Origin of the sequence: Pseudomonas sp. GV085 (assembly GCF_003050925.1) — a bacterium.
GTDB lineage: Bacteria > Pseudomonadota > Gammaproteobacteria > Pseudomonadales > Pseudomonadaceae > Aquipseudomonas.
This window is the reverse complement of record NZ_QAOV01000001.1, coordinates 473,353-494,263: the sequence shown is the minus strand read 5'-3', so window position 1 is coordinate 494,263 and position 20,911 is coordinate 473,353. Positions and strand designations below refer to the sequence as shown.

Here is a 20,911-nt window from a genome sequence, read left to right as displayed (position 1 = left end):
TGACACTCCATCGCGAGCAGGCTCGCTCCTACAGAAAAGCGGGGCCGGCATAAAAAATTGGGTTCGACGCTTGAAAAGGTCAGGCGTCGAAGGGTCTATCAGGCTTGCGTCAGTTTTGCTGCGGCACGCTCGAAGCGGTCCAGGCCGGCATCGATATCGGCGTCTTCCACCACCAGGCTTGGGGCGAAACGCACCACGTCCGGGCCGGCTTGCAGAACCATCAAGCCTTCTTGCTCAGCGGCGTTGAAGATGTCCTTGGCCTTGCCTTTCCAGGCATCGCTCAGCACACAGCCGATCAACAGGCCCATGCCGCGGACCTTGGTGAACAGCCCGTATTTCTCGCCGATCTGCTCGAGGCGCGCCTTGAACTTGTCGTGCTTGGCATTGACGCCGGCCAGCACTTCAGGGGTGTTGATCACATCGATCACGGCTTCCGCGACCGCGCACGCCAGCGGGTTGCCGCCGTAAGTGGTGCCGTGGGTGCCGACGACCAGGTGTTTGGCCAGGTCTTCGGTGGTCAGCATCGCCGCGATCGGGAAACCGCCGCCCAGGCTCTTGGCGCTGGTCAGGATGTCCGGGATCACGCCGTAATGCTGGTAGGCGAACAGATGGCCGGTACGGCCCATGCCGGTTTGCACTTCGTCGAAAATCAGCAGCGCGTTGTGCGCGGTGCAGAGTTCGCGGGCACCTTGCAGGTATTCCAGTTCAGCCGGGATCACACCGCTTTCGCCCTGGATCGGCTCCAGCACCACGGCGCAAGTCTTGTCGGAAATGGCAGCTTTCAACGCAGCCAGATCGTTGAACGGCACGTGGGTGATGCCGGTGATTTTCGGACCGAAGCCATCGGAGTACTTCGACTGGCCACCGACGTTCACGGTGAACAGGGTACGGCCGTGGAAGCTGTTGAGCGCGGCGATGATTTCGTACTTCTCGCTGCCGAAACGGTCGAAACCGACACGACGGGCCAGCTTGAAAGCGGCCTCGTTGGCTTCGGCGCCGGAGTTGCAGAAGAAGGCACGGTCGGCAAACGTGGCGTCGACCAGCTTATGGGCCAGGCGCAAGGCCGGCTCATTGGTGAACACGTTGGACACGTGCCACAGCTTGTTCGCCTGCTCGGTCAAGGCACCGACCAGCGCCGGATGCGCGTGGCCCAATACGTTAACGGCGATCCCGCCGGCGAAGTCGATCAGCTCGCGACCGGACTGGTCCCAGACGCGGGAACCGGCGCCACGCACAGGAATGAATGCGGCAGGCGCATAGTTGGGAACCATTACCTGATCGAAATCGGCGCGTTTTACCGCAGCGTGCTCAACGGACATCGGAGTCTCCTGAAAAGGAACACTCGCCTGAAACTGGCGAGCGATGGGGGGATTGTAAGGACAGTTTTCAGCCCGGCCTTGCCGCCAAGCGACAACTTCTTATAGCGCCAACCCCGGATTTTCCCGGGTTTACGGCAATGCGACATATAGGGTCGCAAAGGCGCAGTTTAACTGGCGCGGCGGTTTATAGGCAGTTAGCCGGTGCTGATAAAAATCTACCGCTCGCCCACCTTCCCTGTAGGAGCGAGCTTGCTCGCGATGGTCGTTAACGATAACGCGTGTTTACTGGCTAAACGCGGCGCTCTTGAATCCATCGTCGGAACGCCGCCCGGAGCAAGCTCGCTCCTACAGGTGACTAGCCGCGCTCGGCCGGCACCGATGACAATTCGAACGGGCTACTGCTGCGCCGCTGGTTGCGATCTTCCCGCGGCGTGGCGCCGAAGAAATTGCGGTAGGCGCTGGAGAAATGCGGCCCCGAGGAGAAGCCACAGGACAGGCCGATCTGGATGATCGACTTGCTGGTTTGCATCAACATCTGCCGGGCCTTGTTCAGGCGCAGTTCCAGGTAGTACTGGCTCGGCACACGGTTGAGGTATTGCTTGAAGATACGCTCCAGCTGCCGACGGGACACGCACACGTGCTGGGCGATTTCGTCGGTGGTCAGCGGCTCTTCGATGTTGGCTTCCATGAGCAACACGGCTTGTGTGAGCTTCGGATGGCTGGAGCCCAGACGGTTCTGCAACGGAATGCGCTGGCGTTCGCCGCCCTCGCGAATGCGCTCGACCACCAGTTCTTCGGAGACCGCACCGGCCAGTTCCGCACCGTGGTCACGCGCCAGCACCGCCAGCAACAAGTCGAGCACCGACAGGCCGCCGCACGCGGTGAGGCGATCGCGATCCCAGTCGAACAGGTGACTGGTGGCGATGACTTTCGGGAAGCGCTCGGCAAAATCGTCCTGCCAGCGCCAATGCACGGCCGCGCGATAACCGTCGAGCAAGCCCAAGTGCGCCAATGGATAAACACCGGCCGACAGACCGCCGATCACGCAGCCGGCACGCACCAGTTGTTTAAGCGCACTGCTGAGCGCCGGCGCCAGTGCGGTCGGCGGCTCGTCAGCGAGCAGGAACAGCTTCTGGAAATTTTCGAGCTTGCCGGTCCACGCTTCACCCGGCAACTGCCATTCGCCTTCGGTCGGCGGTTCGGCCTGCAGGAATGACAGTTCGTAGACCACGTCCGGATGCACACGCTGGGCAACACGCAAGGCCTCCTCAGCCAGCGTAAGCGTCAGTGCTTTAGTGCTGGGCCAAATCAGGAAACCAATTCGATGGGCAGTCATGGGCGAGCGATCCGAAGCGAAAAACAGTGATGAAGGCATGGGCCAATGCTAGCCCGTAAACGAACGCAAATCTCAGAACCGGCACAGATCAAATGTGGGAGCTGGCCTGTCGCTCCCCCCCTGTAGGAGCTGCCGAAGGCTGCGATCTTTTGATCTTGCTTTTAAAACCAAGATCAAAAGATCGCAGCCTCGTTTCACTCGACAGCTCCTACAGGGGTCCTACAGGGGGTGCGACAAGCCAGCACCCACGAGTTGACCGGGGCCAGCCTCCAAATTGCGAAGCATGCACTATCCCTGTGCACAACGGCAGTCCTGATTACTTGAGGCTGCCCGAGAGGAATTGTTGTAGACGTTCAGACTGCGGGTTCACCAGCACTTCGCGCGGGTTGCCGCTTTCTTCGACCACACCTTTGTGCAGGAACACCAACTGGTTCGACACTTCACGGGCAAAGCCCATTTCGTGGGTCACCACGACCATGGTCCGGCCTTCCTGAGCCAGGGCCTGCATGACTTTCAACACGTCGCCAACCAACTCTGGGTCTAGAGCCGAGGTCGGTTCGTCGAACAGCATCACTTCCGGTTCCATCGCCAGTGCACGGGCAATCGCCACGCGCTGCTGCTCGCCACCGGACATGTGGCCCGGATACGCGTCTTTGCGATGGGCCACGCCTACCTTGTTCAGGTAGTGCTCGGCTTTGTCGCGAGCCTCGGCCTTGGACATGCCGAGCACATGAACCGGCGCTTCCATGATGTTTTCCAGCGCGGTCATGTGCGACCACAGGTTGAAATGCTGGAACACCATCGACAGGCGCGAACGCATGCGCTGCAGCTGTTTCGGATCGGCCGCCTTCAGCGCGCCCTCCTTATTCGCCACCAGCTTGAGCTCTTCGTTGTTGAGCAGGATCTTGCCCGCGTGCGGCTGCTCCAGCAGATTGATGCAGCGCAGGAACGTACTTTTGCCGGAGCCACTGGAACCGATGATGCTGATCACATCGCCGGCTGCCGCTTTCAGGGACACGCCCTTGAGCACTTCGTGACTGCCATAGCGTTTATGCAGGTCTTGGACTTCAAGTTTGTACATGCTGTCGGTTCTCACAAAAACAGTCAGTCAGTGGTATTCAGTGCTTGCGCGGGGCCAGGTAGCCCAGCCAGCGGCGCTCGGCCATCTTGAACAGCTTCACCAGGATAAAGGTCAGGCACAGGTAGAACACGCCGGCGGTGATATACGCCTCGAACGGCAGGTAGAACTGCGCGTTGACCGTGCGCGCGGCACCCGTGATGTCGATCAGGGTCACGATGGACGCCAGACTGGTGGTCTGCAGCATCATGATCACTTCGTTGCTGTACTGCGGCAGCGCCCGGCGCAGGGCCGACGGCAGCAAGATGCGCTTGTACATCTTGACCCGCGACATGCCCATGGCCTTGGCCGCTTCGATCTCACCGTTCGGCGTGGCGCGCAGGCTGCCGGCGATGATTTCGGCGGTGTAGGCGCTGGTGTTGATCGCGAACGCCAGGCACGCACAGAACGTTGCACTGGACAGCCACGGCCAGAGGAAGCTTTCACGCACCGCTTCGAACTGCGCCAGACCGTAGTAGATCAAAAACAGCTGCACCAGCATCGGCGTGCCGCGGATCACATAGGTGAAGAGCCAGGCCGACATGTTGACGGCCGCGTTTTTCGAGACGCGCATCAAGCCCAGCGGCAAGGCGCACAGCAGACCGAAGAACAGCGACAGCGCGAGCAGTTTGAGGGTGGTCACCAGGCCGCCAAAGTACAGCGGCAAGGCCTCCCAAATGACGTTGTAGTCGAAGATCATAGATCAGCCGCCCTTACGCCTACCGAGTAGCGCTTCTCAAGGTGACGCAATGCCAGCAACGACACACTGGTGATCACCAGGTACATCGCCGCCACTGCGAGGAAGAAGGTGAAAGGCTCGCGGGTGGCATCGGCCGCCTGCTTGGCCTTGAACATCATGTCTTGCAGCCCCACCACCGAAATCAGCGCGGTGGCCTTGGTCAATACCAGCCAGTTGTTGGTGAAGCCCGGAATCGCCAGGCGAATCATCTGCGGCACCAACACCCGGAAGAACACCTGGAAACTGCTCATGCCGTAGGCCATGCCGGCTTCGGCCTGCCCCTTGGGGATCGCCATGAAGGCGCCACGGAAGGTTTCCGACAGGTACGCACCGAAGATGAAGCCCAGGGTGCCGATACCGGCGGCCAACGGGTTCAGGTCGATGTACTCGTCAAAGCCGAGCAGCGGTGCGACGCGGTTGAGCAGGTCCTGGCCGCCGTAGAAAATCAGCAGGATCAGCACCAGGTCGGGAATACCACGGATCACCGTGGAATACAGGTCGCCCAGCCAGGCCAGCCAGCGCACCGGCGACAGGCGCAGTGCCACGCCGATCAGGCCCAGAACGATGGCCATGGCCATGGACGACAAGGCGAGCTGAAGCGTCAGCCAAGCGCCATCGAGGATGACAGCCCCGTAGCCTTTCAACATGATTCAGGTCCTCGAAAGTTGGGATGAAAAAATGGCGCAAACCTCAGAGATCCTGTTGCTTGCGCCATTTCGGACTTGTCGCTTGGACGTGTTACTTGCCGTAGATATCGAAGGCGAAGTACTTGTCCTGGATTTGCTTGTACTTGCCGTTCTCGCGAATGGCCACGATGGCTGCGTTGAGCTTGTCCAGCTCAGCCTTGTCGCCCTTGCGAACCGCAATGCCTACGCCGTCGCCGAAGTATTTGACGTCGGTGAACGCAGGGCCGACGAAGGCGAAACCTTTACCGGCGTCGGTTTTCAGGAAACCGTCATCCAGCAGCGTAGCGTCTGCCACGGTGCCGTCGAGGCGGCCGGCGGCCACGTCGAGGTAAATTTCGTTCTGCGAACCGTATGGCTTGATCTCGGCACCCAGCGGGGCCAGGACTTCGCGGGCGAAACGCTCGTGGATCGAACCACGCTGCACGCCGATGTTCTTGCCCTTGAGCTCGGTCAGGCCTTCGCTGACCTGAGTGCCAGCCTTCATGACCAGGCGAGCCGGGGTGTTGTAGTACTTGTTGGTGAAGTCCACGGACTTCTTGCGATCTTCAGTGATCGACATGGACGACAGGATCGCGTCGATCTTGCGCACTTTCAGTGCCGGGATCAGGCCGTCGAACTCTTGCTCGACCCATACGCACTTGGTCTTCATCTCTTCACACAGTGCATTGCCGATGTCGTAGTCGAAACCAACGATGCTGCCGTCTGGCGCTTTCGACGCGAACGGAGGGTAAGCCGCTTCGATACCGATTTTCAGAGGTTTTTCATCGGCGAAGGTTGGCAGGGACAGCACGGACGACAGTGCCAGGGCGCCAAGCAGCACGAGTTTCTTCATCTTGGGACTCCATCGGTAAAGGGCAAAAACGGCAGAGTGAGCAACAGCCCAATATGCGAATGAGTGGAACCAGAAAGCAGTGCTGCGTCCTGGGAAGCCGGTGTTTAAATTCAACACGAGCAACGACGAGCGAGTGATCGGCATTCTAACGACAGGCCCGAGGCCGATATTTCTTCAATGCGACAACTAATTACAGATGCACCGAGAAAGCCGTTTTAGCGCGTTGACAGCCCTGCAAAATCATGCAATAGCAAAAGACATTGAACCGATCTCTGTTGCAAATTGCGGGCCTATTATTGGCAAACCCTTCTAATCCGGCAAGCGCAGCGTGGGGTCTTATTTTTCAGCGGTACTTTTTAAACCCTGATATGGGGTGTGGCGTTTCCCAATGCCCCGCATTGAAGCGATGCGGTTACACATTCAGTAACCTGAAAGATCGCGGGTAACAGTAGGAAGATGCCGACAGAGGAACCCGATAATTATTGGTAGATGTTGCTGTAGCGCCTGACAAACCGCTATCGCGAGCAGGCTCACTCCTACAGTCGATCGCGTTCGGGCGGACAACCCAGTCGAGTGTAGGAGCGAGCCTGCTCGCGATGAGGCCAGCCCAGCCAACACAAAAACCTCAGGCAAGAAAAAGCCCCGCCAGGCAAAACCAGGCAGGGCTTTTGATGACTCAGATCCGCCGCTTACGCGACATTCATGGTCTTGTGCGTATCAATCAAATGCTGCACCACACTCGGATCAGCCAAGGTCGAGATATCCCCCAACCCATCGTACTCAGCCGTGGCAATCTTGCGCAGAATCCGCCGCATGATCTTGCCCGAGCGAGTCTTCGGCAGCCCCGGCGCCCACTGGATCACATCCGGCGAAGCAATCGGGCCGATCTCCTTGCGCACCCAGTTTTTCAGTTCCAGGCGCAGTTGCTCGTTCGGCTCTTCACCGTTTTTCAGGGTGACATACACATAAATGCCCTGCCCCTTGATGTCGTGCGGCACACCGACCACCGCCGCTTCGGCGACTTTCGGGTGCGCGACCATCGCGCTTTCGATCTCGGCGGTGCCCATGCGGTGGCCGGACACGTTGAGCACGTCGTCCACGCGACCGGTGATCCAGTAGTAACCATCGGCATCGCGACGGGCGCCATCACCGGTGAAGTACATGCCACGGAAGGTCTTGAAGTAAGTGTCGACGAAGCGGTCATGGTCGCCAAACAGCGTACGCGCCTGACCCGGCCACGAATCGAGAATCACCAGATTGCCCTCGGCCTCGCCTTCGATGATGTTGCCCAGGTTGTCCACCAGGGCCGGCACCACGCCGAAGAACGGACGCGCCGCAGAGCCTGGCTTGAGCGCATGAGCACCCGGCAGCGGGCTCATCATGTTGCCGCCGGTTTCGGTCTGCCACCAGGTGTCGACGATCGGGCAACGGGACTTGCCGACATTCTTGTAGTACCAGTCCCAGGCTTCCGGGTTGATCGGCTCGCCCACCGAACCCAACAAGCGCAGGCTGCTGCCATCGGCGCCTTCAACGGCGGCGGTGCCCGAGGCCATCATGGCGCGGATCGCAGTCGGCGCGGTGTAGAGGATGTTGACCTTGTGCTTGTCGACGATCTTCGACACCCGGGTGATGTCCGGATAGTTCGGCACGCCTTCGAACAGCAGCGTGGTCGCGCCATTGGCCAGCGGGCCGTAGACGATATAACTGTGACCGGTGACCCAGCCGACGTCGGCGGTGCACCAGTAGACTTCACCCGGGCGGTAGTCGAACACGCGCTCGTGGGTCATGGCCGCGTACAACAGGTAACCGCCGGTGGTGTGCTGCACGCCCTTCGGCTTGCCGGTGGAGCCGGAGGTATAAAGGATGAACAGCGCTTCTTCGGCGCCCATCTCTTTCGGCGCACATACAGTGCCGGCCACTTTCATCAGGTCTTCGAACCAGATGTCGCGATGCGGGTTCCACTTGATGTCGCCACCGGTGCGCTGGCACACGATGACTTTCTGGATGCTGCTGGTTTCCGGATTGGTCAGCGCGTCATCGACGTTGGCCTTGAGCGGGATCTTCTTGCCGGCACGAATACCTTCGTCGGCGGTGATCACCACTTTGGATTTACAGTCGATGATGCGACCGGCCAGGGCTTCCGGCGAGAAGCCGCCGAACACCACCGAGTGAATCGCGCCGATCCGGGTACAGGCCAACATGGCGACCACAGCTTCGGGGATCATCGGCATATAGATAGTCACCACGTCGCCGCGGTGCACGTCCTGACCACGCAGGGCGTTGGCAAACTTGCACACTTGCTCGTGCAGTTCGCGGTAAGTGATGTGGCGGCTTTCGGCAGGGTCATCGCCCTCCCAGATGATCGCGACCTGATCGCCGCGCTCGGCCAGATGACGGTCCAGGCAGTTGTAGGACACGTTCAGGGTGCCGTCGGCGAACCACTTGATGTCGACATGGTGATCGTCGAAAGAAGTCTGCTTCACCGTGGTGAAAGGCTTGATCCAGTCGAGGCGCTTGGCTTGCTCGCGCCAGAAGCCGTCGGGGTTGACGACCGACTGCTGGTACATCGCCTTGTAGGTCGCCTCGTCGGTCAGCGTGTTAGCCAGAACCTCGGGACGAACGGGATACAGGGAAGCCGCACTCATCTTTCTTACCTCGGTGGAATAGTTGTTTTTGTATGACCACGTTTTAGCCGGGCCGGGCCTATAGAACCATTCGACGATGGTAGTAACAAGCCCCTACAAAATGTCATGAAAAACCTTCAAGCCCACTACCGCCGCGGTACCTGTGGGAGCGAGCCTACTCGCGATGGTCGTCAACGATAACGCGCCCAACCTGACACCCCGCGGCGCTCTCTGGCTCATCGCGAGCAAGCTCGCTCCCACAACCACCGCGGTACCTGTAGGAGCGAGCTCGCTCGCGATGGCCGTCAACGATAACGCGCCCAATCTGACACCCCGCGGCGCTCTCTGGCTCATCGCGAGCAAGCTCGCTCCCACTACCACCGCGGTACCTGTAGGAGCGAGCTCGCTCGCGATGGTCGTCAACGATAACGCGCCCAATCTGACACCCCGCGGCGCTCTCTGGCTCATCGCGAGCAAGCTCGCTCCTGCAAAAGAAGCGGCTATTCAGGGATTGTTACAGGATCTGTCAAAAGTGTTTATCAAATCCACGGCTATATGGACGAGGCGCGCCCACCTAAAATCAGCCACGCCAACAAGGCAACCTGATTAACCCAGTTGCAGCCCCCACGAAGGCAGTTAATCAAACACCCAGGTACTGAAGTTCCACACGCAATCCCAAAAGGATTGCGTGCCCCCTTTCGACCTTTAAAAGGTAAATATCAAATGAAAGCTTTATGGGTTCTGGCCCTCAGCAGCGTGTGCGTAACCGCCATGGCCGGCGAGGTCCCGGCTGATGTCGCCCAGCAACAACCGCCCATCGAGGAATACACTTACTCGATGAATCTGGACATCGCCAAAGTGATCTCCATGAGCGAAGCCCCGAATGTTTGTGAAGTTGTGCCGATGAAAATGGAATACGAAGATTCCCACGGTCAACGGCATATCCTGCGTTACAGCGCGATGGGCAACGGTTGCTCCAACGGCTGATCCCCTGCTTCACCCCTCCCCCAATAAGGTTCGACCCACCCGCCACGATCAGGCAGATGAAGCGCCGAACCTTAATGATCGATTATATCGATTGCTTTAAGCATTTATTTGCGCTTTTTAATCGAAATAGCAGGCGTAGAATCAACTGCAACCCAAGACAAACAACGCCTGCGAAACTGGAGCAACGACCATGAAAACCCAACTGATCCTCGCCCTGACCCTCTCCGTCCTGGCTGCCAACACCTTCGCCGCCGATGGTTACGACCGCACCGGCTCGGCCGCTTACACCACTGAAGCCGCTGTCGCTGCCGACGGTTACGACCACACCGGCTCCGCGTCCTTCGCCGCCGATGGCGCAGACCACATTGGCGCCGGCAAACTGGCTTCCGACGGCGCTGACCACACCGGTGCCGCCCGCCTCGCCGCCGATGGCGCCGACCACATCGGTGCCGCTCGCCTGAGCTGATCCGCCAGCGCGACTTCATAGCCCGACTTCGGTCGGGCTTAGTTGTGTCTGGAGCCTGAGAAAACCCCACCGAAACACAAGATGTAGTGAAAAATGCCTTTTTTGGTTATTTCTTGAGCAAAAATATTCCAGGGCAAAAAATCAGGAAAAAAAATCTTCCCCCGCCAACGTCGTTCAAAGCCCTGTAAACCCTCGCTCCGACCGAAATACGGCCCCTGTCGACCGATCCGCGAGCCATTTCCTCGCCCCACAGCACGCAAAACTTCCCTATAATGCGGCCTTAAACGGGACTGCAATATTCCCTTACAGGGATGAAAAGCCAGTCTGAAGCCCCGCACAAGCGATCAACGCTTGCTGCGCCCGTCAGTGGCTCTCGGAACCCCGTACAAAATTCTGTTTGATGCCTGCGCATAGCTGCTGCAAAAAACGATTCCTTTAGATCCAACGCGGCCAGTAAGGCCGTGTGAAAAACCAACTATCCATTTTCACACGGGCACACTGGCCCTCACGCAGGAGACGACACGTCATGCTGAGCTGGGACGAATTCGACAAAGAAGACACGGAAGTAGCAGTCAAGAGCGCCAACGCTGGCCACGCCACCGAAGCCAACATGGACCGTCTCGACAGCGCCGGCGGTGCCGCCGCCCTGGAAGCCCGCGCCGTGACCGCTTCTGACTCCGCCGCCGTTGCCCGCGCCAAAGCTGCACTGGATTCCCTCGACGTCGCCGAAGGCCTCGCCGAACTCGAAGGCGCCTCCGCCCGTGTCGCCGTTGACGAAAAGCGCATGATCAACTGCCGCGCCGACCTCAACCAGCTCGTGCCATTCAAATATGACTGGGCCTGGCAGAAGTACCTGGACGGCTGCGCAAACCACTGGATGCCGCAAGAAGTCAACATGACCGCCGACATCGCCCTCTGGAAAGACCCGGAAGGCCTGACCGACGACGAGCGCCGCATCGTCATGCGCAACCTCGGCTTCTTCTCCACCGCTGACTCCCTGGTTGCCAACAACTTGGTCCTGGCCGTATACCGCCTGATCACCAACCCGGAATGCCGTCAGTACATCCTGCGCCAGGCCTTCGAAGAGGCGATCCACACCCACGCCTACCAGTACTGCATCGAATCGCTGGCCATGGATGAAGGCGAAATCTTCAACATGTACCACGAGATCCCGTCGGTCGCGAAAAAAGCCACCTGGGGCCTGAAATACACCCGCTCGATCTCCGATCCGAAGTTCGAAACCGGCACCGTCGAAACCGACAAAGAACTGCTGCGCAACCTGATCGCCTACTACTGCGTTCTGGAAGGCATCTTCTTCTACTGCGGCTTCACCCAGATCCTCTCCATGGGCCGCCGCAACAAAATGACCGGCGTCGCCGAGCAGTTCCAATACATCCTGCGCGACGAATCCATGCACCTGAACTTCGGCATCGACGTGATCAACCAGATCAAAATCGAAAACCCGCACTTGTGGGATGCCGAGATGAAGGAAGAAGCTTCGCAGATGATTCTGCAAGGTACTCAGCTGGAGATCGAATACGCACGTGACACTATGCCTCGTGGGGTGTTGGGCATGAACGCGGCGATGATGGAGGACTACCTCAAGTTCATCGCTAACCGTCGTCTGTCGCAGATTGGGTTGAAGGAAGAGTATCCGGGGACTACGAACCCGTTCCCTTGGATGAGCGAGATTATGGACTTGAAGAAAGAGAAGAATTTCTTTGAGACGCGGGTTATTGAGTATCAGACTGGTGGTGCGCTTAGCTGGGATTGATTCCTGGGTTTATTAGCGACTTGCTAATCACCACTTAAATAACAAAACTAAAAAGCCCCGATCTAGTCGGGGCTTTTTAGTTTCGGCAGCAAATCTTCAAGCAAACTTAGGCGTAACTCTCTTCACCCTTCGCCTCTTCAGCAAAGCGTTGATCGTAATCCCTTACCTTGTCGAATAGGATACCAAACACCACCTTCGAGATCTTTGACGCCAGTAGTGGGGGCACTGCGTTTCCAACTTGGTGAAACTGGTCGGTCCTGCTGCCTTGGAAGAAATAGTTATCTGGAAATGTCTGGATACGGGCAGCTTCTCTAACAGACAAACTCCGGCATTGAGTTGGATCGTAATGAATAAAATAATGTCCATCTTTGGAGATATGACTTGTAATAGTTGTAGCGTACCGTTCTTCAATCTGAACTCTAAATCGATCGCTAAACTTTCCTGTTTCCCAGTTCTTATGGTCGGGTGCCAGACCCTTTAGGAAGAACCCCTCATGCCCTTTAGGCGAAGAACCATGAAGCTTTGCATACACAGCAGCAAATAGGTATCTACGTAGATCCGTCGGCATATGCCCACGAGACTCATGATTCAGCCAATAGTCTAAATTTTCGTCTAAATACCACTCGTCCAGGCTCGAACTATTGGTCGAGCCATCATCCTTCGCATCTTTTCTTTTTACCCTTTTCCCACCAGGACTCACCGGCACGTCTGGCCCCTCAAAGGCTCTAGACAGATCTTGAAACCCAGACCATAGCTCTACGTTGACAGGATTGGTCTGGCTTTGAAGATGATCCAGCTGCTCTGTAACAACATCAATCCAGCCTGCTTGGCTGTCCTCGGTTTTTGAAAGCCCACTGCGAAGTCTAGGCAGGTTATTTAGCACCTGACCTACTGAAACCTTTGACTCTTTGCATTTTTCAGAAGCCAGCTTTACCCAATCATTCGACGCTGGGAGACTATCTGTAGCAATACCTAAAAGGATTACCCGATGCCTTGCTTGGGGAATACCATAATCCTCTGCCCTAATGATGAAGGCTTTTGGGTCAATCTTTTCCACATCCTCACCAGGACCAAAAGAACTGCCAGTTACCAGTGAGTAGATACGGTACTGCTTGCCCACCCCATCTAGGTGAAGAGCTTGGCCAGGGTCCGAAAGGTCTTTCAAAATGTTCGAAAATATCCGCTCATTGTTAACCTTGGAAGAGAGAATTCCCTTTACATTTTCCATGACGAACATTGTGGGCTGCCTCTCCCGAATGATTCGCAGGTATTCCTTGTATAGGAAATGTCGGTGGTCTTCCTCTGCCTTGTAATCAACCTTGGACTGGTTCCGCGCACGCCCAACAATAGAATATGCCTGACATGGAGGTCCACCGATCAGCACCCACGGGCGCCTTTCGTTCAGTCCGTCGTTCAGGGCTTCATCCAGGGTTGTATTGCCTTGGTCACTCCCCAGTGTGATGCACTTGGCTTCCTTCCCCGCCAAGTCCCACAGGTACTCTGTATTAACAGATGGCTCAAATGTGTCTGGTGCTTTTGGATCGTTGCAGAAATTGTAGTATTCAAAAAGCAGGTCTGGTCTTCGCTTTTTGAGCAGTCGATAGAACGCACGTAACCGGAGGGTTTGCCAAGCTTTTGGGTCTTTTTCCGCAGAAACAACGATCTCGAAGCGCCCCCCTCCACCAGATGAAGTAAAACCCTCACCAAGCCCTCCAGGGCCGGCAAAGAGGTCTACGATCTGGATCGGCTCATTGAGAAACCCGATAGGCTCAGGGGTCACATCTTCTGGAAGATTCAGATTTATCTGGGAGTCATTCATGGACATAGTCAGCAAAGAAGTCAGGTCTCGCATGATGGCTGGCATCCGTGGTAGCGATACATCTCCGGAAATAAAAGTCCGGCGCATGCTGCATCGGTATGGTTTCAGGTATCGCTTGCATCAACGGAATCTACCTGGAAGACCCGACCTAGTGCTCTCGCGTTATCGGGTCTGTATTTTTGTTCATGGCTGTTTCTGGCATAGACACCCTGGCTGCCGTTACTCGACGATCCCTAGGACCAATGAAGAATTCTGGCGAAGAAAATTTGACCAGAACGTCGCAAGAGACGCTAGAAACAAGGAAAACCTACTCGCATCTGGTTGGCGGGTAATCGAGCTTTGGGAATGCGGCATACGTAGGCCAGAAACCGAAATGATCTGGATTCTGGATGCGATCAGGGATTGTAATCAAAAATCCATCTCTTGGCCTGACCTCTTGATAGGAACAACCTCAGAAACTGCCGACTCCGCGATACTTGGGTGAGAAAACACCCCGCGCCTCCTCCTTCCCCCCCCTGCCAGTTTACTTCCCTACGACCATCTGACTGCGCTCGCAACCATGCCTTCCGCTGAACGCGGTGGCGATCAGCAAAAAAAACTTGACCAATCTTCAAACATTTACTAAATATTCCATAAATGTTGTAAAAATAATCGTTGAAATCTGTAGGACATTTGAGGTTTTCATGTCGGATAAAAGAGAAAAATTCATACGCTTGGCAGAACAGAGAGTGAATCGCTCACTCAACGATATTCGACTGATCGGAAACCTTTCCAACCGAAATGCCTACAGTTTCACTGATGAGGACATAAAAAAGATCTTCAAGGCCCTACAGAAGGAGCTGGATCAGGCCAAAGCGCGCTTCTCTGACGCAGAAAACGCCTCTGGTGGCGACTTCAAGCTGTAGTCGACGATCACAGCAGCAATCGAACCTGATTTACTGAGTCTGCCCTTAGAGAGAGATAAAAATGACCGATCATCAACCGCAGTGGAGTTTTTTGGAAAAGCCGCCTGGGGCCAAGGCCCGCGACCCTATGCAGGAGGAGTTTTTCCAGGATCAGTCGATTGATGGAATCGATCACGCATTGGTTCGCGAGACAATCCAGAACTCCTTGGATGCACGTATTGGTGAAGATCCAGTAAGAGTCGTCTTTTCATTGGGCCGCCTATCGGCAGAGTCGGCCAAATTCTGGTTCCCAAAGCAGGTGCAGGCTCACTTCTCTGCAAAGGAGATTCGCCTCAATAATCTTCCGAACTGGGGAGTGGAGGATTGTGCCTATCTCACTATCGAGGACTTCGGTACGAAAGGACTTGAAGGGAAAATTGATTCTGCTGACCCGAAAACCGGGGGCAATTTTTATCATTTCTTCCGTGCCGAAGGAGTCTCCAACAAGAGGCCAGGTGAACGTGGTAGCTGGGGCGTCGGCAAGATCGTAATTCCCCGCTCTAGCCGAGTCCGGTCCTTCTATGCGGTTACTCGTCGAGCCTCCGAGCCGAGACTACACCTAATGGGGCAGGCGATCCTTCGCCATCATGATGTCAACGGGACGATGTACACTCCGGATGGTTGGTTTAGCGATGATTTCAATGGCCTCCAGACTCCGTATACCGATAACTCCATCACGAAACGCTTGAAATACGACTTCAGACTGAGTCGCGACAACGAGCCAGGCCTGGGATTGGTCATTCCTTGGATTTACGAAGAGCATCTGACATTCGAGAGATTGGCCGCTGTGATCGCGCGTGAGTACTTCATCCCCATCCTCTCTGGGGATCTGGTCATCGAGCTCAGGGATTACGGAACCGACCAGTTTGCTCGATTTGACGCAGGCAGTCTCAGTGAGATGAAGAGTGCAGCTCCGGACGATGATGAATTTCAGGACTCCATCTATCTAGCTGGTAGTTTGCTAGGTCTGGAGCAGTTTGGAGCGATGAGGGTAAATGTCGAACATACCGCAGACTATGGTGCGCCAGACTACGACTGGTCCAGTTACATCACCGATCTCCCACCGCAAGAAATAGAAGCTGCCCTCGATCAAGGATGTGTGGTGCATTTCAAGGTGCCCATGGTCATACAGCCGTCGAAGGGTACCCCCGAAACAGGCTACTTCGATGTTCTTCTCAGGAAGAAAACTGGACGTCATTACCCCATATTTGTAAGGGACGGGCTGCTCATCCCCAATCATCCCACTCGCAAGAAAACGCCAGACCACATAGCCCTCATCTGCGCGTCGGCAAATGTTGTTGCTGAAACACTAGGAAAGGCTGAGTGCCCTGCGCATACAGACTGGAAGGCCAGCCGCGACAAGTTCAAGGAACAGCAGTATCGCGAGGCAAACAGGCTTATTCCTTTCGTTCGCGATAGCGCACATAGGCTAGTTGGCAAATTATCTAGTGACGAAGGCAAGCCGGATCACAGCCTGCTGGCAGAGTTGCTGCCCCTCCCATCTCCGGAGGCATCGCCCAAACCTGCACCGGGTAAGGAAATGGGCGACCTCGAAAAGGAGAAGAAAAGGACCCTCAAGCCTGATGTTCCCGACTTACCTTCATCTCATTCACGATGCTGGAAACTGCAGCAGGTAGGAAAGGAAATCCATCTGCGCGGGAATCCCGATGGTTTCGACAATGAGCAGGGATACAGACTTACCCTCCAAGCCGCCTATGACCTTCATGGCCGCAATCCCTTCAAGGCTCACTCGGAATATGACTTTGATTTAATCCGGGCAGCCAAGAGAGGTATCGATGAGAGGAGCGATTTCCGACTCGACTTAAATGAGTTTGTACAGATTGTGGACGGTGATCATGGGCGTCTTAGCGTTATGGCGACTGGCCCGGAATTCGAAATGATATTCCGACCAGCAGATCTGAATCGCGACCTGATCATGAAAGTCGGTTCAGCCCCCATTGGGGAGCCGTCAGAGGATGAAGAGGGGATAGCAGAATGAGCCGCCGTTTCAATTTTACCGGTCGCACCAAGATTCTCAGAGAGAACGTGAGAGCTATCGTCGAACAACGTGATGGGGGACTCTTTTGCAACATAGACCTCATGTTGACGGACTACCATCTGAGGCCAGACGCATTGGTCGTAATCGAGGCTGAGCGCGGTAGAGTGCTACGTCTGCGACATGAATCGGGAAAGGCAGGTGTAGCGTCCTCCGATTGGAAGCGGGGCTCGGAGTTTGACATCAGCTCTATGGGTGACCCCGAGGATATCCGTTTTCGTGTGCTTGTTGTCGAGCCACAGACTTGTCGCCTTCTTGCAGTCGCCGAAGGCATCCAGGCCTGTAACAACGAAGACTCACAGGTACCTCAACGCTCTCTCCTACCGATCAGGATGGAGGATCTTGCCGGTGGAGTCTGGGAGCTTGAGATGGGTGACACACCTACTCTTATTCTAGATAGCGGCCTCGGCACTAAGCAGGAGTTGAAGTCCAGCCCCATACTGTTCGCCATTCTTCCAGGCGTAATCAGAGCCATCTTGGTGAATCTAGCGCATGAACACGGCATAAGTAGCGATGACGAAGTAGCTCTTGGCGAAGAGGATGATTCCGGTATGTGGCTGAGTTTGGGAGTGAAATGGGCCGGTGACCCGCTCCCCAACACGGGGACCTACGTGGACATAGATGACTGGGCGCAGAAAGCAACCATTGGCTTCTGCCGCGAAAAGAAATTGCGCAACCGTCTTGCCAACTTCATGAGTGAGGAGGAGTGAATATGGAAATGTTACAAATGCGATCCTTCAATTCAGAAGGAATTGAACAGATGCGAGATTGGCTAGCTCAGGCACGGAGCAATTCCACCATTCCGATTCCCGTACAACTACTTGAAAGCCCGTCTTTCTCCGCCGAAATAGGAGTCCCGATTCAATCAGAAATTTTCAGTGCCGCGGCGTTTCAGTCAAAGCTGACACTGGCAGAGGCAATAGATAAAGCGGTCCGAGCTGCGGCGTTGGATGAAACATCTCTGGAGAATGATCAAGGGTTCTGGAGTTGGTTGACTTTGCGGTTTGCAGATAAATTCATCACCAATAAAGGCAAAATTGGTGAAGACGCGCTGTGGATCTATATGCCCGGAAACTGGCGGAAAGTTTATAGGCAAAAAATGGCCCCGCTTTGGTTGGCCTACCTAGCCCACCAACATGACTTGAGTCGTCTGAACGGTGTTCTAGGAATTCCGGTGAACAAGACTGGAGAAGTATTTGAGCAGGCAATGTCTAGAAAATCCATTGTACTCAGCCCCGGTATAATAGAGCTATTTACAAAACTTTACTTCGATGTAGTGCAGGGTGGACTTAAGCGTGGCAGTGGCGGAAAAAGCGCCGGTTCACCTAGACGGCTCTCAACCGTTCTTGATCAGCTGAGTCTGACCTACGATATCGAAACCTTGGGTTGGAGTGTCTTGGCTAGCATGCTTCCGAATGATTTCAAAAAATTTATTCCAGAAGTTTAACAACGCCAACATAGCTCTCAATCTATTTATATGGAATTATGCATGTGGATTTTTTCTCCGACAGGCAAAAAAGCATACTTGGAATATCTGAGAAACCTCACACCGCAAGCTGTACTACTTAGCCTGTTTCTTGTTGTTGGAGTTACCACACAAAGAAACTATGAGAATGGGGATATCTGGTGGACAGGCTGGATTTCCTGTACGCTTCTGATGTTGATGTGGTTGCTCTCTTTCTATGCAAACGGAGCAATCCTTTATGAAGGGATTCTTGAGGGTCGATTTGGGATATCAAGAATCCGCAGGTATCAGGGGCACTTGAAGCGAAGCTCGCTGCGCCTCGTTTGGACAACTTTAGTCTATTGCTTGAGACGCCATAGATTAATGACCCTAGAAATTACTCTCTTCATCATGGTAACCAGCATGGCTGCAATCATCACACTGCTTGCAGGATTCTCAGCAGCCAGAACGTTACTAAGTGCGATTAAGGGCGGATGAATCACTTTCTCCTAGTGATCAGCGCCCGACTAGGACTCCTCCATGATGTTTAAGCCGCTGGATTATCCCGCGGCCCTTTTCTTTCGCTGTGATTGCGGTTACGAGATCACCTCCCCAACCTACTTATCCGCCACGGACACACCGCCGCCCTAACCCCGCTCGGCCCAACAATCTCCGGCGTCTGCCCCAACGACCTCGCGCTCAACACACTCCCCACCCGCTCAATCAACTGATCAAACCCCAACGTCGCATCGTAAGCGCTTCATGAACACTGCATTCAAAGCGCTTAGCTGATCCCGGATGCTGTGCTCCCGATTCCCTCAGGAGTCAGCCCGCCATGATGCGACCCGATGCCAAAGTCGAAAAAGTCTATCTCTACCCCAAGCCCGTCGACTTTCGAAAATCCATTGATGGCCTGGCTGCGCTGATCGAACTGGATATCAAAGTCGCGGTATTCGACCCTGTGCTTTTCGTTTTCCTCAACAAGCCGCGCAACCGCGTGAAGATTTTGTATTGGGAACGCAACGGCTTCCGCCTTTGGCTCAAGCGCCTCGAATCCGAACGACTTAAAACATCGCCCGATGCCAATGATGAAGCGATCATCCTGGCCGTCCAGGAACTGAACTGGCTACTTGATGGTTTTGATCTGTGGCGCAACCGTCCTCATCAGGTTTTGACGCCTCGATACGTGGCCTGATTCGGTATAATCCAAGGCATGATTTCCATGCCCGAAAACCTCCCCGATGATCCTGAATTGCTCAAGCAGATGCTTGCGAAGATGCACTCCAGAGTCGGTTTCCTCGAAGAAGAAAATTCGCTGTTGCGTCAGCGCCTGTTCGGACGCAAGTCCGAGCAAACGGCTGATCCGGCAAGGCCGCAGTTGGCCCTGTTCAATGAGGCGGAAAGCGTCGTCGAACCCATTGATGAAGCCGCAGAAGAAGAGGCTGTTGCGCCGACCCAGCGGCGTGGCAAGCGCAAGCCACTGCCGGCCGATCTCCCCCGCATCGAAATCATCCACGAACTGCCCGAGCGTGAACTGACCTGTGCCTGCGGCTGCCGCAAACATGCCATCGGCGAGGAGGTCAGCGAGCAGCTTGAAATCGTGCCGATGCAAATCCGCGTGATCAAACACGTCCGTAAGGTCTACGATTGCCGTGCCTGTGAAACGGCACCGGTCACTGCGGACAAACCCGCTCAGTTGATTGAAAAAAGTATGGCCAGCCCAAGCGTGCTGGCGATGCTGCTGACCACCAAATACGTGGACGGTTTACCGCTTCACCGTTTCGAAAAAGTGCTGGGCCGCCATGGCATCGATATCCCGCGCCAGACCTTGGCCCGCTGGGTTATCCAGTGCGGCGAACACTTGCAACCACTGCTGAATTTAATGCGCGACCAGTTATTGAAAAGCCGCGTCATCCACTGCGATGAAACCCGCGTGCAGGTGTTGAAAGAGCAGGATCGGGAGCCCAGCAGCCAGTCCTGGATGTGGGTGCAAACCGGCGGCCCACCCGACAAACCAGTGATCCTTTTCGACTACTCCACCAGCCGGGCTCAGGAGGTGCTGACGCGTCTGCTTGATGGCTATCGCGGCTACGTGATGATCGATGATTATGCCGGTTACAACGCGCTGGGTGCGCAGGCGGGGGGTTGAGCGCTTAGGCTGCTGGGCGCATGCACGACGCAAATTCGTCGAAGCGCAAAAAGTGCAGCCCAAAGGCAAGACAGGACGTGCCGACATCGCGCTGAACCTGATCAACAAGCTTTATGGCATCGAACGCGATCTACAGGCCGGCAATGACGGCGAGCGTAAAACCGGTCGTCACGCGCACAACCTGCCGGTGCTGGCTCAGTTGAAAAACTGGATGGAGAAGACGCAGCCTCAGGTCACCGCTCAGAACGCACTGGGCAAAGCCATCAGTTATCTGGCCAACAACTGGAACAAACTTGCGCGGTATGTCGAGGAAGGCTACTTGCCGATCGACAACAACCCTGCCGAACGCACCATCATGCCCTTCGTGATCGGAAGGAAGAACTGGTTGTTCAGCGCACGTCCAAAGGCGCGACGGCCAGTGCTCAGCTTTACAGCCTGGTCGAGACAGCCAAAGCCAACGGCCAAGAGCCCTATGCGTGGCTGCGCCACGCACTTGAGCGCCTGCCGACGGCTTCTTCGGTTGAGGATTACGAAGCCTTACTGCCCTGGAACCGCTCGCCGGTATCGCGTAGTTAAACGCGCTATCCATCTTGATGGCTGGCGGGGTTTACGGTGAGCT

At 55.7% G+C, this 20,911-nt stretch carries 19 protein-coding genes and 1 pseudogene; 12 read left to right on the top strand and 8 right to left on the bottom strand.

All coding sequences use genetic code 11. The annotated features are described in order from the left end of the window. Positions 1-98: 98 nt before the first annotated feature. The 7 genes from C8K63_RS02315 to acs form a co-directional block, all read right to left on the bottom strand. A complete protein-coding gene (locus C8K63_RS02315) occupies positions 99-1,319 on the bottom strand; it encodes an aspartate aminotransferase family protein (protein WP_108215208.1) in 1,221 nt (406 codons plus the stop codon). Between the two features lie 355 nt (positions 1,320-1,674). Next, positions 1,675-2,655 carry a transcriptional regulator ArgR gene (gene argR / locus C8K63_RS02310; RefSeq protein ID WP_108215207.1) on the bottom strand — a complete coding sequence of 327 codons (981 nt, stop codon included), beginning with the start codon at positions 2,653-2,655 and terminating at the stop codon, positions 1,675-1,677. 316 nt (positions 2,656-2,971) lie between these two features. Then, positions 2,972-3,736, bottom strand: coding sequence for an ABC transporter ATP-binding protein (locus C8K63_RS02305; protein ID WP_108215206.1), 765 nt, complete (start codon positions 3,734-3,736; stop codon positions 2,972-2,974). 37 nt (positions 3,737-3,773) lie between these two features. Beyond that, positions 3,774-4,472: an ABC transporter permease gene (locus C8K63_RS02300; RefSeq protein ID WP_108215205.1), complete on the bottom strand. Its 699-nt coding sequence runs from the start codon at positions 4,470-4,472 to the stop codon at positions 3,774-3,776. Beyond that, entirely contained in the window at positions 4,469-5,158 is a 690-nt protein-coding gene (locus C8K63_RS02295) for an ABC transporter permease (RefSeq protein WP_015096506.1), read from the bottom strand. The genes C8K63_RS02300 and C8K63_RS02295 overlap by 4 nt, the downstream gene beginning before the upstream one ends. A gap of 91 nt (positions 5,159-5,249) precedes the next feature. Continuing rightward, positions 5,250-6,029 (bottom strand): ABC transporter substrate-binding protein, encoded by a 780-nt coding sequence (locus tag C8K63_RS02290; RefSeq protein ID WP_108215204.1) that lies wholly within the window; start codon positions 6,027-6,029, stop codon positions 5,250-5,252. Between the two features lie 689 nt (positions 6,030-6,718). Then, positions 6,719-8,674 (bottom strand): acetate--CoA ligase, encoded by a 1,956-nt coding sequence (gene acs, locus C8K63_RS02280; protein WP_108215202.1) that lies wholly within the window; start codon positions 8,672-8,674, stop codon positions 6,719-6,721. 163 nt (positions 8,675-8,837) lie between these two features. Here acs and C8K63_RS31170 point away from each other — a divergent pair, with 163 nt between their 5' ends. From C8K63_RS31170 to C8K63_RS02260, 4 genes are all read left to right on the top strand, one after another. Then, positions 8,838-9,263: a hypothetical protein gene (locus C8K63_RS31170; RefSeq protein WP_371920722.1), complete on the top strand. Its 426-nt coding sequence runs from the start codon at positions 8,838-8,840 to the stop codon at positions 9,261-9,263. A 113-nt stretch (positions 9,264-9,376) separates the two neighbouring features. Then, positions 9,377-9,640: a DUF2790 domain-containing protein gene (locus C8K63_RS02270; RefSeq protein ID WP_108215201.1), complete on the top strand. Its 264-nt coding sequence runs from the start codon at positions 9,377-9,379 to the stop codon at positions 9,638-9,640. A gap of 190 nt (positions 9,641-9,830) precedes the next feature. Further along, the gene (locus C8K63_RS02265; RefSeq protein WP_108215200.1) at positions 9,831-10,106 is read left to right on the top strand and encodes a hypothetical protein; all 276 of its coding nucleotides are present in this window, start codon (positions 9,831-9,833) and stop codon (positions 10,104-10,106) included. Between the two features lie 526 nt (positions 10,107-10,632). Continuing rightward, positions 10,633-11,880: a ribonucleotide-diphosphate reductase subunit beta gene (locus C8K63_RS02260; RefSeq protein ID WP_108215199.1), complete on the top strand. Its 1,248-nt coding sequence runs from the start codon at positions 10,633-10,635 to the stop codon at positions 11,878-11,880. Positions 11,881-11,986: 106 nt separating this feature from the next. Here the strand turns inward: C8K63_RS02260 and C8K63_RS02255 are convergent, their stop codons facing one another. Then, positions 11,987-13,699 carry a DNA cytosine methyltransferase gene (locus tag C8K63_RS02255; protein ID WP_178086776.1) on the bottom strand — a complete coding sequence of 571 codons (1,713 nt, stop codon included), beginning with the start codon at positions 13,697-13,699 and terminating at the stop codon, positions 11,987-11,989. On the opposite strand from C8K63_RS02255, the gene C8K63_RS02250 reads away from it, so the two are divergent. From C8K63_RS02250 to C8K63_RS02215, 8 genes and pseudogenes are all read left to right on the top strand, one after another. Then, entirely contained in the window at positions 13,698-14,183 is a 486-nt protein-coding gene (locus tag C8K63_RS02250; RefSeq protein WP_108215198.1) for a very short patch repair endonuclease, read from the top strand. The genes C8K63_RS02255 and C8K63_RS02250 overlap by 2 nt on opposite strands. A gap of 199 nt (positions 14,184-14,382) precedes the next feature. Further along, entirely contained in the window at positions 14,383-14,604 is a 222-nt protein-coding gene (locus tag C8K63_RS02245; protein WP_108215197.1) for a hypothetical protein, read from the top strand. 61 nt (positions 14,605-14,665) lie between these two features. Next, a complete protein-coding gene (locus tag C8K63_RS02240) occupies positions 14,666-16,642 on the top strand; it encodes a hypothetical protein (protein WP_108215196.1) in 1,977 nt (658 codons plus the stop codon). Then, on the top strand, positions 16,639-17,409 hold the full coding sequence (locus C8K63_RS02235) for a hypothetical protein (RefSeq protein ID WP_108215195.1): 771 nt from the start codon (positions 16,639-16,641) through the stop codon (positions 17,407-17,409). Before C8K63_RS02240 ends, C8K63_RS02235 begins: the two co-directional genes overlap by 4 nt. Positions 17,410-17,411: 2 nt before the next feature. Beyond that, a complete protein-coding gene (locus C8K63_RS02230) occupies positions 17,412-18,146 on the top strand; it encodes a hypothetical protein (RefSeq protein WP_108215194.1) in 735 nt (244 codons plus the stop codon). A 42-nt stretch (positions 18,147-18,188) separates the two neighbouring features. Continuing rightward, positions 18,189-18,641 (top strand): hypothetical protein, encoded by a 453-nt coding sequence (locus C8K63_RS02225; RefSeq protein ID WP_108215193.1) that lies wholly within the window; start codon positions 18,189-18,191, stop codon positions 18,639-18,641. 337 nt (positions 18,642-18,978) lie between these two features. Then, positions 18,979-19,338: an IS66 family insertion sequence element accessory protein TnpB gene (gene tnpB / locus C8K63_RS02220; RefSeq protein ID WP_256594876.1), complete on the top strand. Its 360-nt coding sequence runs from the start codon at positions 18,979-18,981 to the stop codon at positions 19,336-19,338. A gap of 18 nt (positions 19,339-19,356) precedes the next feature. After that, a pseudogene (locus C8K63_RS02215) lies at positions 19,357-20,868 on the top strand (IS66 family transposase). The last annotated feature ends 43 nt before the right edge of the window (positions 20,869-20,911 follow it).